Here is a 16,018-nt window from a genome sequence, read left to right as displayed (position 1 = left end):
ATGCAAGATATCTACAAACTTATTGATGATATCAACTTGCAAAAGTTAGATAACTTAGATACACGTGTCAATGATGCATTAAGTTCTACAAACGACGATGCGTTATTTATACTTGGCGAAACTTTATACAATTATGGTTTGACGCCTCAAGGTCTTGAAGTCTTTCGAACGTTATATCATAAATATCCCGACGAACCGGAACTATTGATTTATTTTATCGAAGGGCTTATTTCTGAAAATCAAACTGACGATGCATTAGAATATTTAAATGAAGTCGAAATCTCACCTGAACGACTCATGTTAGAAGCAGATTTATATCAACAACTTAATATGATGGAAGTCGCAATCGATAAATTAGTGGAAGTAATCGATTTAGAACCTAACGATCCAATTACGCATTTCGCACTTGCGGAACTGCTCTATTATGACGGCCAATATCTAAGAGCGACTCATGAGTATGAAACTGTATTAGATACTGGTGAATATGAAATCAATGGCGTTAACTTATTCTCACGCGTAGCTGATTGCAGTCTCCAAAGTGGTAACTACACTGATGCAATTAAAATGTTCGACGAGATCAGTGAAGATGAAATGGTCTCAGAGGATTACTTGAAAAAAGCCATTGCTTATGAGAAAAATGAATTAACTCAAGAAGCGATTAAACTCGTTCAAGAATTGTTATCTAAAGATCCTGATTTTATCCAGGCTTATTTATATTTGCAACAACTATACGAAGATGAACATAATCATGCAGATGCAATAGAAATTGGTAAAGAAGGTTTACGACTCACGCAATTCTATAAAGAACTTATGGTTTCAACGGGTCGCATTGCGATCGAGCATGGAGACGCTAACGAAGGCGTCGACTTATTAATCCAGGCGTTAGAAGTAGATCATGCATATCATGAACCACTACTTATATTAAGTGAATTATATCGTCGAGAAGAAGATTACGAAGCAATTATAGGTCTGTTAAAATATGTTGATGAAGAAGATTTAGATCCAATTTATATGTGGCATTTAGCTTATGCTTTAGGACAAGAAGAACGAGACAAGGAAGCACAACATTTCTTTGAATTGGCATATGATACATTGAAAACACAGTCAGCATTTTTAGGTGATTATTATTTCTATTTAATTGAAATTGGTAAAACTGAGAAAGCAAGAGAAATATTAAATAAATTACTCGAAATGGACCCAAATAATGCGACTTGGCACGACGAATCTGAACGACTCTCATTATGATAGTTGAGTAAGGAGGGCATTATGACTGATTCTATTAACAAAATGAAAGTAACGTTTATAGAATATTTGCTATTTCATTATCATTTTAAATCACGAATAAGTATTTGGGTATTAAATTATATAAAGTCCTCTGAAGAAACGATTAAGCATATTCACTTCGTCGATGAACTTGTACCCGAACACAATACGTTAGAAATTGCTATTTCCGAGTCACATGCCCATGGAATTCAACTAACTCTGGATCATACTGTACTTATTAATACAGATGAAATTTTTCATCACATTGTAAAACAGGGGATAAATTTTGATATTAAAATACACTTCCCTGAATCACAAGAGAGAGAAACTAAATTAGATGATTTATTAATCGCGCAGTTAGTTCACTCGCCTAATTATATGTTGTATATCCAAGATATATATAGCATACCTTTATCTCAGCAAAGTGAGTCTTCAATTATCCAGCACTTACAAGAAAATATTGACTTAAGTTTACAACTTCACGACAAAACATTATTTTATCAACTTTCACAAATACTCAATACGTTCAAATTGAGAAACGTTAATAAATAACAATGAAGGACGGACATGATGAATATAAAGTCGCTATGGAATTTAATCATTTATAATAAAGCTATTTTGATATTTTTATTAGTTTGTAACGCTCTAGGTACAATATATGGTTATATTTGGTATGGAACACAATTATTTGTTACACCTTGGTACTTCATTCCTTTCGTACCAGATAGTCCAACAGCCACATTATTTCTATGTATCGCTATCATCGCTTTGCTATTCAAGAAAAACTTACCAATCATTGAATGTCTAGCATTTGTCACTTTGATTAAATATGGTGTCTGGGCTGTATTAATGAACATTATATTGATGTTTGTGAATCACGAAATTTCAGTGATGAGCTGTATGTTAATACTGTCTCATGGCATCATGGCATTACAGGCATTTATTTTCTATCCAAGATTTAAAGTAACTTTAGTCGCATTTATTGTTACGATGGTTTGGGTATTCCATAACGACTTAATTGACTATGTCTTTATGCAATATCCTGTATATGATTTTATAGAAAAAAATGTCCCAACTGTTGCTTATATCGCATTTATATTAAGTATTATTTCTTTAATTCTTTATTTATTTTTAAATCGATTTAAACGGTCTAAAATAATTGACCTTTCTTAACGTTCACAGTAGAATAATACTAAAGGAGTGAGGATTTTTGTCTTTTATCTATATGATTATATACTTTGTTATTTTAATGATTATTCCTTTATGGGCCCAACACAAAGTTAAATCTAATTACGAGAAATACTCTCAAGTTAGATCAACAAGTGGAAAGACAGGCCAAGAGGTTGCACTTGAAATCTTACATGCCAATGGTATTCACGATGTAGACGTCGTTAAAGGCGACGGTTTTTTAACTGACCATTACGATCCTAGAAAGAAAGTATTAGTACTATCACCAGCCAACTTTGATAGACCTTCAGTTGCTGGTACCGCAATTGCAGCACACGAAGTAGGCCATGCTATCCAACATGCTGAAGGTTATTTCTTCTTAAGATTTAGAGCTGCACTCGTACCATTAGCTAACGTAGGAAGTTCAATCGGTTACTTAGCTGTGACTGCTGGAATCTTCTTAACTATCTTCCATAGTGCTCTTGGTAGTACAGCGTTATGGATTGGTGCTGGATTTATGTCACTTGCAGTATTATTCTCAATCATCACGCTACCGGTTGAATTTAATGCCAGTAGCCGAGCGATGAAACAAATCACGAGTCTCGATATTGTAAACGAAAAAGAATACAGACATGCTAAGAAAGTACTTTCAGCAGCAGCAATGACATATGTTGCTTCTACTGCAGTAGCATTAGCCGAACTAGCACGAATCGTCCTTTTAGCTAATTCAAGTGAAGAATAAGAACATATTCTAACTGTATTGCTAATATAAAATACAACAAACCAGATGCTTTATTAAGCATTTGGTTTGTTTTTTTGTGGAAATTTCTTTAAAACAAAAATAATCATTTGAAATTGTTTATATAATACTAAACGTTCTACCTGATTTAAGGTATAAAACAATGTGAATGTGTTGCAGTAACAATGCATGACCCGTAAAATTAAGATATACTATAATATGTCGTAATAAGAGAGGTAAATTATGAAATCTATGAAAATGATGCAAACTGAAGTAGATGAATATATTAGCCAATTTAAGGCAGGTTATTTTTCCCCATTAGCAAATCTTGCGCGACTAACGGAAGAAGTCGGCGAGTTATCACGTGAAATCAATCACGTATACGGTGAGAAAAAGAAAAAATCTTCGGAAGCTGACAATACAATTAAAGCCGAACTCGGAGATAACTTATTTGTATTACTATGTATTGCAAACTCATTAGATATAGATATGACCGAAAGTTTCAATGAAACAATGGATAAATTCAATACTCGAGATAAAGATCGGTTTGAAAGAAAGTAATTCACCATAACAAATAGGGGGAATGGCACTATGAAAATAGGAATCACATGTTATCCGTCGATGGGTGGTTCAGGAATCATAGCTACTGAATTAGGTATCAAGTTAGCTGAACGAGGTCATGATATCCATTTCATTACTTCAAATATTCCTTTTAGAATACGTAAACCGCTACCTAATATTACTTTTCATCAAGTGGAAGTCAATCAATATTCAGTGTTTCAATACCCGCCATATGATATTACACTCAGTACAAAGATAGCTGAAGTTGTAAATGAATACGACCTTGATTTATTACATATGCATTATGCAGTACCACATGCAATCTGTGGCATTCTTGCAAAACATATGTCTGAAAAAGATATTAAGATTATGACAACGCTCCATGGTACAGATATAACTGTCTTAGGTTATGATCACTCTTTAAAAAATGCAATTAAATTTGGAATTGAAGGCAGTGATATTGTGACGAGTGTAAGTCAATCACTTGCAGATCAAACGAAAGAAATCATTGAAACTGACAAAGATATCGTCCCAATTTATAACTTTGTTAGAGAAAATGAATTTCCTACAAAACCAACTATACCTACTGAAAAAAATGAAAAATTAAAATCCTGCTATGGCATTAAACCTGAGGAAAAGGTTTTGATTCATGTTTCTAACTTTAGGTCTGTTAAACGTATCGATACGATTGTAGATACATTTGCTAAAGTGCATAAACAAATACCATCCAAACTATTGCTTCTAGGAGATGGACCTGAACTCATGAACGTGAAAAAGCAAGCGAGGTCACTGAATTTAGAAGATAAAATTTTATTTTTAGGTAAACAAAACTGGGTAAGTGATTTCTACCAAATTTCAGATATAAAGTTACTCCTAAGTGAAAAGGAAAGTTTCGGTTTATCATTGTTAGAAGCAATGAAAACTGGCGTAGTACCAATTGGTTCCACAGCAGGCGGAATAAAAGAAGTAATCAAACATAACGAAACAGGTTACATCGTAAATGTTGGAGATAGCGAAGCTGCAAGTAAATATGCGATTGAATTGTTAACAAAACCTGAGCTTTATAAATCCATGCAAGAAAAAATGCTAACGGATGTATCAGAACGTTTCTCATCTGAATTGATTACTGACCAATACGAGTACTATTACAAGAAAATGTTAGAGGGATACAATGACTAAAACTTTATTTGAAACAGCAAAACCGATTCTAGAACAATTAATAGACCATCAATTTCAAGCATTTTTTGTAGGAGGGTCCGTGAGAGATTATCTCATGGGAAAGTCTATTCATGACATAGATATCACGACAAGTGCAACACCCGATGAAATAGAAAGCATATTTCCTAGAACTGTTCCTATCGGTCGAGAGCATGGAACTATTAATGTTATATTTGAAGACGACCAGTACGAAGTGACCACCTTTAGAGCTGAAGGTCAATACAGCGATCATCGTAGACCAAATGAAGTATATTTTGTGAGGGAATTGTACGAAGACGTTAAACGAAGAGACTTTACAATGAACGCAATCGCAATGGATATAAATTACCACATTCACGATTACTTTGAAGGTTATAAAGATATAAAAAATAACATCATCAGAACGGTTGGCGATCCAATAGAGCGTTTTACAGAAGATGCTTTACGAATCTTAAGAGGTTTACGATTCCAATCACAACTATCATTTAATATTGAACCCTCAACCTACGAAGCGATGAAAAGAAGTATCCAAGATATATCACATTTGTCGATTGAGCGTATCGTAGTTGAATTAACAAAGTTAACGCAGGGCACAAACGTAGAACAAAGCTTTGAAAATTTAAAGTCGTTTAATGCTTTTGAATATATTCCTTTCTTTAAACAATACGATTTAACGAAAATTGAGTTAACCGAATCAACAGATTGGTTACTATTTCTAGCAATTTTGAAAGCACAACAACCACAGGTAAATGCAAATTTATCCGAATTAAAAATAAGTAATAATGATAAAAAACAAGTGAGCCATTATAAAAGTTTAATCCAAGCTTTACCTAAGGTTCAATCTAAAAATGATTTGAAAGTGTTTGTCTACGATTTCGGTAAAGCAAACATCCTTCATGTGTTATCTCACCATACGCAACTAAATAAAAATAATATTGCAAAGTATTCACCACTGATTATCAACAAAGAAACGATTGAGGAAATTGCAGCACAATTACCGATAATGCAAAGGAAAGATATTGATATTAATGGTAAAGATATGATTGAATATACAGATAAAAAAAGCGGACCGTGGATTAAAGATGCACTAAGACAAATTGAAATAGCAATTATTAAAGGCGAAGTAAAAAATTTAAAAAGTGATTTATTAGAATGGGTGAAAGTGAATGTCAAAATATCTTAAGGATGTTATAAATATTTTGTATAAACAACGGCCAGATTATGTTTCAGGTCAATATATTGCAGAACAACTAAAAATTTCACGTACTGCTGTTAAAAAGATTATTGATCAGCTCAAAAGTGAAGGTTGTGAAATTGATTCAATTAATCATAAAGGGCATTGCTTAAATACGCTACCTGAAAAATGGTATAGTGGCATTGTTAAACCAATGTTACAAGCAAATAATGTATTTGATCACATTAAAGTGTTAGAAACTACACCATCTACACAGATTGAAGCGAAACAAAAATTAGTTGGTAATTCAGACACATTTTTAATTTTAAGTGATGAACAAACAAAAGGGAAAGGGCGTTTTAATCGACCTTGGTCCTCATCTAAAGGTAAAGGCTTATGGATGTCAATTGTTTTAAGACCTCAAGTACCTTTCAATATGCTTGCTAAATTCAATCTTTTCCTTGCACTTGGCATTCGTGATGCAATTCAACAATATAGTGATCATCACGTTTCAGTAAAATGGCCAAACGATATTTATATTGATGGCAAAAAAGTATGTGGCTTTTTAACTGAAATGGTTGCAAATAGTGATGGTATTGAAGCAGTAATATGTGGAATTGGTATTAATATGAATCATTTACCAGAGGATTTTACTGGAGAACTACAACAGAAAGCAACGAGTGTGAAAATACATGCTCAATCTGAATTTAATCGTTATGAATTTCTCAATACGTTAGTAAATAATATAGAATATCGATATAACCAGTTTTTAGAGGAGCCTTTTGCGACGATAAGAGATGAATATATTAATGCTTCCAATATATGGGGCAGAGAACTGAAGTTCACTGAAAATGACAAACAATTCTATGGTGAAGCTAAAGATATAGATGAAGATGGATTCTTAATTGTGATTGATAAAGATCACAATCAACATCGATTAATTAGCGCTGATATTGATTGGTAATAATAGAAAGGAGGAATAAACATGAATAAACCTTGTTATGCAGTGATAGATTTAGAGACAACAGGTAACCAACTTAATTATGACGATATTATTCAAGTTGGCGTTACTTTCGTCCAAGACAACAAGATTATAGATAGCTATCACTCTATGATTAAAACTGACCTAGAAATTCCTCCTTTTATACAAGCTTTAACGTCTATTGAAGAAGATATGTTAACACAAGCACCATATTTTAAAGAAATAGCCTCTGAACTCTATAGTAAAATAAAAAATTGCGTGTTCGTTGCACACAATGTATCGTTTGATCTTAACTTTTTAAAGAAAGCTTTTAGTAATTGTCATATAAAATATCAACCACGAAAAGTATTAGATACTTTAGAGTTATTTAAAATTGCGTTCCCTACAGATAAAAGTTATCAGTTAAGTGAATTAGCCGAAGCTCATCATATTCAATTGAATCATGCTCATAGAGCTGATGAAGATGCTGAAACAACAGCACAGTTAATGGTTAAAGCATTTAATAAACTAGAAGCTTTACCGACAGATACTTTAAAGCAACTTTATTATTTAACGAAAAACTTAAAATATGACTTAAATGACATCATTTTTGAAATGGTAAGAACGCAGCCTCAACAGTTATTAGGGGATAAATACGAACAATTTGAACAAATTATATATAAAAGACAAACCGATTTTAAAGCACCCATTTTAGATTTCGATGGCACTTTAAAAGATTTATACACTCTGATTACTGAAAAGCTCAACCTTACATATCGTCCTCAGCAGTTATATTTATCTGAAATCATACTTGAACAATTAATGCATAATGAAAAAGCAATGATTGAAGCACCATTAGGAAGCGGTAAATCATTCGCATATTTATTAGCTGCCATTATGTATTATATTGAGACAGGTAAACACGTGATGATTTCGACAAATACGAAATTATTACAAAATCAACTTTTAGAAAAAGATATACCTGCATTAAAACAAGCGCTTAACTTTAAAATCAATGCCTATTTAATCAAAAGTCGAAGAGACTATATTTCCTTAGGTATGGTAAGCCAAATTTTAAAAGAAGGCTCAAATAACTATGACGTTAATTTATTAAAGATGCAATTACTCGTTTGGTTAACCGAAACTGAGACAGGGGATATACAAGAATTAGGGTTAAAAGGCGGCCAAAAAATGTATTTTGAACAGCGCTTAGACACATATGTGCCTGTGCGCAATGATTTGCATTATTTCAATTTTATAAAACGAAATACACAAAATATACAAATCGGTATTACGAATCATGCACACCTCATTCATGCTATGCCTGACAATGCAATATACGAATTGTTCGATGATTGTATTATTGATGAGGCACATAGACTGCCTGACTATGCATTAAATCAAGTCACAAATGAACTGAGTTATTCAGATATAAAATACCAACTTGGCTTAATCGGTAAAACAGAACAAGAAAAATCATTAAAATTAATAGACAACCTAGAGCAACAACGCATATTGGAGAAACTTGACATCCCACCTATAGATGTATTTGGTCTTAAAACGATGATAAATGAAGTACATGAATTAAATGACCGTTTATTTAATTCATTGTTAGAAATTGTTCAAAAATCAAATGTTTATGATGATGAAATAAATAGGGAACATTTTGTCTATCAATTTGACGTCAATATTATTATCGAGCATTTACAACATATTATTCATAAATTAAATGTTACGTTGGAGTTCTTCAATGGAATGAGTCACCCAACAATTAAAACAGTCCGTAAACAATTGCTTTATATTAACAATCGATTTAAAGCGATTGAACAGAGTCTCACAAATGAACATGTTAGCTATTTATCAATTAAAAATTTAAATCAAAAATCAACAATTAAGTTGCATGTAAAAGACTACGAAGTCAAAGATATTTTAACAAAACAAGTGCTAAACCAGTTTAATTCACTAACATTCATTTCAGGGACTTTAACGTTCAATCATTCATTTGATCATTTTAAACAGTGGTTTACAGAAGACATAACTTTTAATACTTATGAATTAGATCATAAAATGACATCTTCGAATCAAACTACGGTATTCTTGCCAAATGACGTAACATCATATAATTATAAAAATACGGAAGCATATGTATCTTCAATCGTTAATTATATCGTTGAATACGTAAATGTAGTTGAATCAAAATGTCTCGTACTTTTCACGAGCTATAAAATGATGTATATGGTTCAAGAATTATTGTTCGACTTACCTGAACTTGATGATTATGTGATATTAAGCCAGCAACAAAATCAAAATTATAAAATAGTGCAACAATTTAATAGTTTCGATAAATCTATATTGCTCGGTACAGGAACGTTCTTTGAAGGCTTTGACTTCCAATCTACGGGTGTGAAATGTGTAATGATTGCAAAATTACCATTTATGAATCAAAATAACGCGAAATATTGGTTAATGGAGTCAGAGTTCGCCTCAACATTTAAAGAATATATTTTACCTGATGCTGTGACTCGCTTCCGACAGGGCTTAGGTCGCTTAATACGTAATGAAGATGATAAAGGTATTATTGTTTCGTTCGATGATCGATTAATTAGAAGCAATTACAGACAATTTTTCAAACAAACGTTAGAAAATTACCAACAACGAAAAGGAAATATCAAACAATTTACTAAAATATTAGAGAAATTAAATAAATCCTAGTTTTAAATATTTCCTTTCAGTGAATCAACTAGAACTTAAATACGTATTTTGTTAAAATAAATAAGTGTTAAATGAAGAAATAAAATTAGGAGTTTGGTTATGAATACTACAATTAAACAAGCAAAACAGCATCTCAATGAAGAAGTAACAATCGGAGCGTGGTTAACGAATAAACGCTCAAGTGGGAAAATTGCTTTCCTACAACTTAGAGACGGAACAGGTTTTATGCAAGGAGTAGTTGTAAAAAATAATGTTTCAGAAGAAGTTTTCCAACTTGCAAAAGACATTACGCAAGAAACTTCTTTATACGTGACAGGGGAAATAACAGAAGATTATCGCTCAGATTTAGGTTACGAAATGCAAGTTAAATCAATAGAAGTCATTGCTGAAGCGCATGATTATCCAATCACACCAAAAGACCATGGAACAGAGTTTTTAATGGATCATCGTCATTTATGGCTACGTTCAAAGAAACAACATGCCGTTATGAAAATTCGTAATGAAATCATTCGAGCAACTTACGAATTCTTTAATGATAATGATTTCACTAAAATTGATCCACCGATATTAACTGCAAGTGCGCCAGAAGGTACAAGTGAATTATTCCATACAAAATATTTCGATGAAGATGCGTTCTTATCTCAAAGTGGTCAATTATACATGGAAGCAGCAGCAATGGCACATGGTCGTGTATTTTCTTTTGGTCCAACGTTCAGAGCCGAAAAATCAAAAACACGTCGTCACTTGATTGAATTTTGGATGATTGAACCTGAAATGGCTTTTTGTAATCATCAACAAAGTCTAGAAATTCAAGAACAATATGTAGCTCATGTCGTTCAATCAGTATTGAAGAACTGTAAATTAGATTTGAAAGCATTAGATCGAGATACTACGAATCTTGAAAAGGTAACAACACCTTTCCCACGTATCACTTATGATGACGCAGTAGAATTCTTAAAGGAACAAGGTTTCGATGATATTGAATGGGGCGAAGATTTCGGAGCTCCACATGAAACTGCGATTGCCAATCACTATGATTTACCTGTATTTATCACAAATTATCCAACGAAAATTAAACCATTTTATATGCAACCTAATCCAGATAATGAGGACACAGTGCTTTGTGCCGATTTAATCGCACCAGAAGGATACGGTGAAATCATTGGTGGTTCAGAGCGTATCAATGATTTATCTTTACTAGAACAACGTATTGATGAACATCAGTTAGATGCAGAAAGTTATAGTTATTATTTAGATTTACGTCGTTACGGTAGTGTACCGCATAGTGGATTTGGTTTAGGTCTAGAAAGAACTGTAGCTTGGTTAACAGGTGTAGAACATGTAAGAGAAACTTCACCGTTCCCACGTTTACTAAACCGTTTATATCCATAAACAGTACGACTAACATTACGTCCAGTCTGATTAAAAGACTGGGCGTTTTTCAAAATGTAAACCATTGAGGTGATTAAATTGAATATAGAATTTTTAAAAAGTAGACCCGTCATTATCCATAAAGAACTACTTGAGCACTATAATGAGTTCGGATTAACAGAAACGGATCTCGTTATATTGATTAAACTCATATATGCTTCTGAAATTTCAAAAAAGCAACCTACAGTAGAGTCATTACAGCAAGGTACAACATTAGATTCGCGTGCAATTACCTCAATTATCCAAAATTTAATTCAACTTGATTTATTAGATTTAAATGTTAGCAAAGATGAAGAAGGTAAATTCACTGAATACATGAATCTTGATAAATTTTATGAAAAACTAAATGAACTATTTGAGCAACTTAATGTGAAAGAAGCATCAAATCAAGATAAGATTGCGTTTCAAACGTTATTTCAGCAATTTGAACAAGCATTTGGAAGACCATTGTCACCGTTTGAAATAGAAACGCTCAATCAATGGATTGATTATGATCAACATAGTTTAAATATTATTCAAGCTGCACTTGATGAAGCAATGATGCAAAGTAAAATGAGTTTCAAATATATTGATCGTATCTTATTAAATTGGAAGAAAAATAATGTGGAAACCATTGAAGATTCTAAAAAAGTAAGTCACCAATTTCACAAACCACAAATGAAACATAATGTGAAGAAAGTTCCGAAATTTGATTGGTTGAATGGAGAGAATTCAAATGATAAGTAATAAAAAATCCCTTGAAATGATAGACATCATTGCAGATATGTTTCCAAATGCACAAATTGAACTCGTACATGACAATGCATTTGAACTTACAATTGCTGTACTTTTATCTGCACAGACTACCGATAATTCAGTCAACAAAATAACTAAATCTTTATTTAAAAAATACAAAACACCCCAAGACTATATTGATGTAGATATTTCAGAATTAGAGAATGATTTACGCACAATCGGTTTATATCGAAATAAAGCCAAAAATATAAAAAAATTATGTCAGTCATTGTTAGAAAAATTTGATGGAAAAATACCAAATACGCACAAAGAATTAGAAAGTTTAGCCGGTGTAGGTAGAAAAACGGCAAATGTTGTAATGAGTGTTGCCTTTGATGAACCCTCATTAGCCGTTGATACACATGTAGAACGTGTTTCAAAAAGGTTAGGTATTTGTCGTTGGAAAGACAACGTAAGACAAGTAGAAGATAGATTATGCAAAGTTATTCCTAAAGAACGTTGGAATAAATCACATCATCAACTTATTTTTTTCGGACGTTATCATTGTTTAGCTCGAAAACCAAAGTGTGATATTTGTCCATTATTAGAAATGTGTAGAGAAGGACAAAAGCGTATCAAAGCTGAAGCAAAATAGTTTAAAACAGTAACTAAGAGGTGTGAATTAAACATGACGGATAAAGATCGTTTTACACAACTTGAAGAACAATTGGATAAATTTGCACAAGCCAAAAAATTAAAAACTCCAGAAGCAAAAGATTTATTAGATCAATATTTCGACTTAATTATCAATTACTTTAAAGAAATAAATGATGTCGCTTCAATCGATTTTGATCAAATGGAAGATTATCCAGTTGTACCTATGAATTTCGAAGAACGTTATCATTATATGATTGAACGTAAATATCACTTCATGGGCTATAGACAAATGAAAACTTTAAAAACGGAGTTAGTTAAAATGAACGCCTCATATAAAATCCGTTCAAAAAATAAACATTCATAATACAGATTAAGTAAGCTACATTTACAAAATTAAATTGATAAGAAAAAAACCCGATTCCATATTGGAATCGGGTTTTAAACTAACTTAAGATGCTTTATTATTACCAAAAATTGCATTTAAGTTAAATAAACTACTTAAAGCGTTTGAGCCACTAGAACCATTTGAACTGCTTGAATTTTGTTGGTTAGCACCAGCATTTTGTTGGTTATTACCACTTGCATTACTAGCACTACCATTTGTTACAGTTCCACTATTTGATGTACCACCGCTCGAGTTATTGCTTGATGATCTAGATTGTGAAGATGAATTGCTACTTTGTTTATCATCATCTTTTTTGTCTGAGCTTGAAGAACTGCTTGAACTACCTTGTCCTTCTGGTTTATCACTCGTTGTATTGTGGTCTTCATGACCTTTAACAGATAATGAATCTTTGTCAGATCCTTCAACAGAATCTGGTTTCTCGAAGTCTTTACCATCTTTAGAAGCAATGTCACCCATAACATCTTCAAGTAAATATTGTGGGTATTCTTGTTCTTTGTGTCCGACGAATGAATTTGTTCCACCTTGTTTAACTTGGTTGAAGCCCATCCATACAGACATACTGTATTTAGGAGTGAAACCGTTAATCCAAACGTCTTTGGCAGCATCATCAGGTAAGTTATATTGTTTATAAGTTTGGTCGCCATACGTACCAGTACCTGTTTTAGCTGCAAGGTTAACACCAGAAACGCCATGTCCATAAGCAGAACCATAAGGTTCAAATGTACCTTTTAATACTTCTGCTAACATGTAAGCTGTGTAATCTTTCATAGCTTTCTTACTTATATGTTCATATTCCACAGTTTCACCGTCGTCTTTAACAACTTTCTTAATTGAATGCGCGTTGTTATAGTCACCGCCATTGGCAATAGATGCAAAGGCTGATGCTAATTGAGTAGGTGAGAATTCTGAAGATGAACCACCAAGTACTTCAGAAGCGCCGATTTTACTTTGATAATCTAAGCCAACATTCTCGGCAAATTTCTTAGGTGCATCTTCGCCTGCATCTTCTTTAGATGCTTGCCAAGCTTTAAGCGCTGGAATGTTGAAACTTTCACGTAATGCATCGTATAATCTTACATTTCCGTGACCATTACCATCGTAGTTTTTGAAGCCTACACCATCAACTTGATAATTGGCCTCATCTTGGATTTCATGGTTTGTTGCCCATTGCATATTTTCAATCGCTGGACCGTATGCTAAGAATGGTTTTAATGATGAACCAGTAGGGTGAGGATCCGTTGCTAAGTTTCTATCTTTAATATCTTCGTAGTCACGACCACCAGATATCGCAACAAGTCCGCCACTCTCACTATCGACAATACTTGAACCTACTTGTTGGTCACCGTTTTTATAGTAATTACCATTGTCGATACGGTTTTGCAATGTTTTTTGAACATCTTTATCCATGTTTGTGTAAATCTTAATACCGCTGTTTAATACATCGCCAAGTTTTTCATTTTTGAATTCTTTGTTGTTCATTAACTCTGACTTAACGAAGTTGATGTATGAATCGTATTCTTTATTAGATTTATCTTCAGTAACTTGACGTTGTTTATCAGTACGTTTTACTAAAGTATCTTGTAAAGAAGTTTTTTGTGCTTTTTCTTTTTGTTTTTCAGTAATTCTGCCATGTTTGGCCATTAGATAAAGCACTGTATCTTTACGATTCTCAGCTTGTTTTGGATGATCATAAACATTGTTTAGGTTCGGAACCTGTGGTAAACCTGCAAGATAAGCTGATTCTGCTAAACTCAAATCATCTAAATCTTTGTTGAAATAATATTTAGCAGCAGCTTTAACACCTGTCACACCATCAGAGTAATAAATTTTGTTCAAGTAAATTTGGAAAATTTCATCTTTACTATATTCTTGCTCTAGACGGTATGAAAGATATGCTTCTTGAGCTTTACGGCCGATAGATTTTTGGTCATTAAGGAAAGTACGTTTAACAACTTGTTGTGTTAACGTAGAAGCACCTTGTGAACCAAATCCACCTGTAACGTTTTTAGCTACAGCGCCAAATAAACGTTTGTAATCAATTGCTCCGTGTTTGTAGAAACTGTTATCTTCAGTTGCTAATACAGCATCTTTCATCTGTTTAGGTACTTTGTCAATGTCAACGTGCTCTTGTCTGGCACCATTATCAAGTGTCTTAACTAAGTCGCCATCTCTGTCATAGATTTTAGCTGGCTTGTTATCACTTAATTTTGCATCTGTAAATGCAGGTGCTTTCCAAGCATAATATGCAAAGAGCAAAATACCAATAAGAGCTAATGCAATAAAGGCGATTACAAGAAAACCAAAGATTTTGATAATCGTTCGCTTCACATTTCTATTATTCTTTTGTCCGGACTCACTACTTTTATTAGTAAGTGAAGTCCCTTTCTTTTCCGTCATACGCGGTCCTCACTTTCATCTAATATCAACTTATCAACAGCATTGATGTAATTCAAACGTGGTTGATACTGATAGGGAATATAGTAACCATTTTTTTTAATTTCTTCAACCGTTATAGACTTTTTAATTCCATTTAAATATCTTTCCCAAAAATATTTAAAATTAGCATAAGGCAAAAGATAAACTTCATCTAATGTTTTAAATCTAATGAGTAAAAACACAACTCCATTTTGATTGAAACATGCATCCATATGTTTAACTTGATGTTTATGCATATTACTTAATGGAAATGAAGTTTTATTTTTCGTCTCTTTTGCTTCAAAGTCTAAATAATACCCATTATAAATTCCATTATAATCGGTAGTTGAAGGTGTTCTGAAATAAGCCTCGTTTATGACAGCCTTACTTCTCATGGGGTAATGAACATTTACTATTTGCACTGGGGTAGGTTTCTTATGAATGACAGCGATTTCGTTATCCAAATAATATTTGTTCGATAATTCTATGTCTTTTTCTAATGACATACCTCTACCACCGTAATTAATATTACTAGATTGCGTGGTATTTGTACGTCCGACCTGAGTCTTATTTCCTTTAAATGGTCTTCCATTAGGATAATTCAATGTATTATCACCACTT

General features: G+C 32.8%; 15 protein-coding genes. 13 read left to right on the top strand and 2 right to left on the bottom strand.

The window, feature by feature from the left end; genetic code table 11:
* From QQM35_RS08520 to QQM35_RS08460, 13 genes are all read left to right on the top strand, one after another.
* Positions 1 to 1,245, top strand: a complete 1,245-nt coding sequence (locus tag QQM35_RS08520) for a tetratricopeptide repeat protein (protein WP_251520865.1) — start codon at positions 1 to 3, stop codon at positions 1,243 to 1,245.
* 21 nt (positions 1,246 to 1,266) lie between these two features.
* Complete coding sequence (locus QQM35_RS08515; RefSeq protein ID WP_251520891.1) at positions 1,267 to 1,815, top strand: YpiB family protein; 549 nt, start codon at positions 1,267 to 1,269, stop codon at positions 1,813 to 1,815.
* A gap of 18 nt (positions 1,816 to 1,833) precedes the next feature.
* Positions 1,834 to 2,436 carry a DUF1405 domain-containing protein gene (locus QQM35_RS08510; RefSeq protein ID WP_251520976.1) on the top strand — a complete coding sequence of 201 codons (603 nt, stop codon included), beginning with the start codon at positions 1,834 to 1,836 and terminating at the stop codon, positions 2,434 to 2,436.
* Between the two features lie 37 nt (positions 2,437 to 2,473).
* Positions 2,474 to 3,172 (top strand): zinc metallopeptidase, encoded by a 699-nt coding sequence (locus QQM35_RS08505; protein ID WP_251520894.1) that lies wholly within the window; start codon positions 2,474 to 2,476, stop codon positions 3,170 to 3,172.
* Between the two features lie 240 nt (positions 3,173 to 3,412).
* Complete coding sequence (locus tag QQM35_RS08500) at positions 3,413 to 3,730, top strand: nucleotide pyrophosphohydrolase (protein WP_251520897.1); 318 nt, start codon at positions 3,413 to 3,415, stop codon at positions 3,728 to 3,730.
* Positions 3,731 to 3,760: 30 nt separating this feature from the next.
* The gene (gene bshA, locus QQM35_RS08495; protein ID WP_251520902.1) at positions 3,761 to 4,909 is read left to right on the top strand and encodes an N-acetyl-alpha-D-glucosaminyl L-malate synthase BshA; all 1,149 of its coding nucleotides are present in this window, start codon (positions 3,761 to 3,763) and stop codon (positions 4,907 to 4,909) included.
* The gene (locus QQM35_RS08490; RefSeq protein WP_251520904.1) at positions 4,902 to 6,110 is read left to right on the top strand and encodes a CCA tRNA nucleotidyltransferase; all 1,209 of its coding nucleotides are present in this window, start codon (positions 4,902 to 4,904) and stop codon (positions 6,108 to 6,110) included. Before bshA ends, QQM35_RS08490 begins: the two co-directional genes overlap by 8 nt.
* Complete coding sequence (locus QQM35_RS08485) at positions 6,094 to 7,065, top strand: biotin--[acetyl-CoA-carboxylase] ligase (protein WP_251520906.1); 972 nt, start codon at positions 6,094 to 6,096, stop codon at positions 7,063 to 7,065. The genes QQM35_RS08490 and QQM35_RS08485 overlap by 17 nt, the downstream gene beginning before the upstream one ends.
* Before the next feature lie 21 nt (positions 7,066 to 7,086).
* Positions 7,087 to 9,774, top strand: a complete 2,688-nt coding sequence (locus QQM35_RS08480; protein WP_342610328.1) for a helicase C-terminal domain-containing protein — start codon at positions 7,087 to 7,089, stop codon at positions 9,772 to 9,774.
* Positions 9,775 to 9,873: 99 nt separating this feature from the next.
* Entirely contained in the window at positions 9,874 to 11,166 is a 1,293-nt protein-coding gene (asnS, locus tag QQM35_RS08475) for an asparagine--tRNA ligase (protein ID WP_342610327.1), read from the top strand.
* A 78-nt stretch (positions 11,167 to 11,244) separates the two neighbouring features.
* The gene (locus QQM35_RS08470; protein WP_251520912.1) at positions 11,245 to 11,931 is read left to right on the top strand and encodes a DnaD domain-containing protein; all 687 of its coding nucleotides are present in this window, start codon (positions 11,245 to 11,247) and stop codon (positions 11,929 to 11,931) included.
* On the top strand, positions 11,921 to 12,574 hold the full coding sequence (gene nth / locus QQM35_RS08465) for an endonuclease III (protein WP_251520914.1): 654 nt from the start codon (positions 11,921 to 11,923) through the stop codon (positions 12,572 to 12,574). The genes QQM35_RS08470 and nth overlap by 11 nt, the downstream gene beginning before the upstream one ends.
* Before the next feature lie 33 nt (positions 12,575 to 12,607).
* Complete coding sequence (locus QQM35_RS08460) at positions 12,608 to 12,940, top strand: YpoC family protein (protein WP_251520916.1); 333 nt, start codon at positions 12,608 to 12,610, stop codon at positions 12,938 to 12,940.
* Between the two features lie 84 nt (positions 12,941 to 13,024).
* On the opposite strand, the gene QQM35_RS08455 is transcribed toward QQM35_RS08460, so the two are convergent.
* Positions 13,025 to 15,379 (bottom strand): transglycosylase domain-containing protein, encoded by a 2,355-nt coding sequence (locus QQM35_RS08455; protein ID WP_342610326.1) that lies wholly within the window; start codon positions 15,377 to 15,379, stop codon positions 13,025 to 13,027.
* Positions 15,376 to 16,002, bottom strand: coding sequence for a Holliday junction resolvase RecU (gene recU, locus QQM35_RS08450; RefSeq protein ID WP_251520921.1), 627 nt, complete (start codon positions 16,000 to 16,002; stop codon positions 15,376 to 15,378). Before recU ends, QQM35_RS08455 begins: the two co-directional genes overlap by 4 nt.
* Positions 16,003 to 16,018 lie beyond the last annotated feature (16 nt).

The organism is Staphylococcus hsinchuensis (assembly GCF_038789205.1).
Classification (GTDB): Bacteria; Bacillota; Bacilli; order Staphylococcales; family Staphylococcaceae; genus Staphylococcus; species Staphylococcus hsinchuensis.
This window is presented reverse-complemented; position numbering and strand designations above follow the sequence as displayed.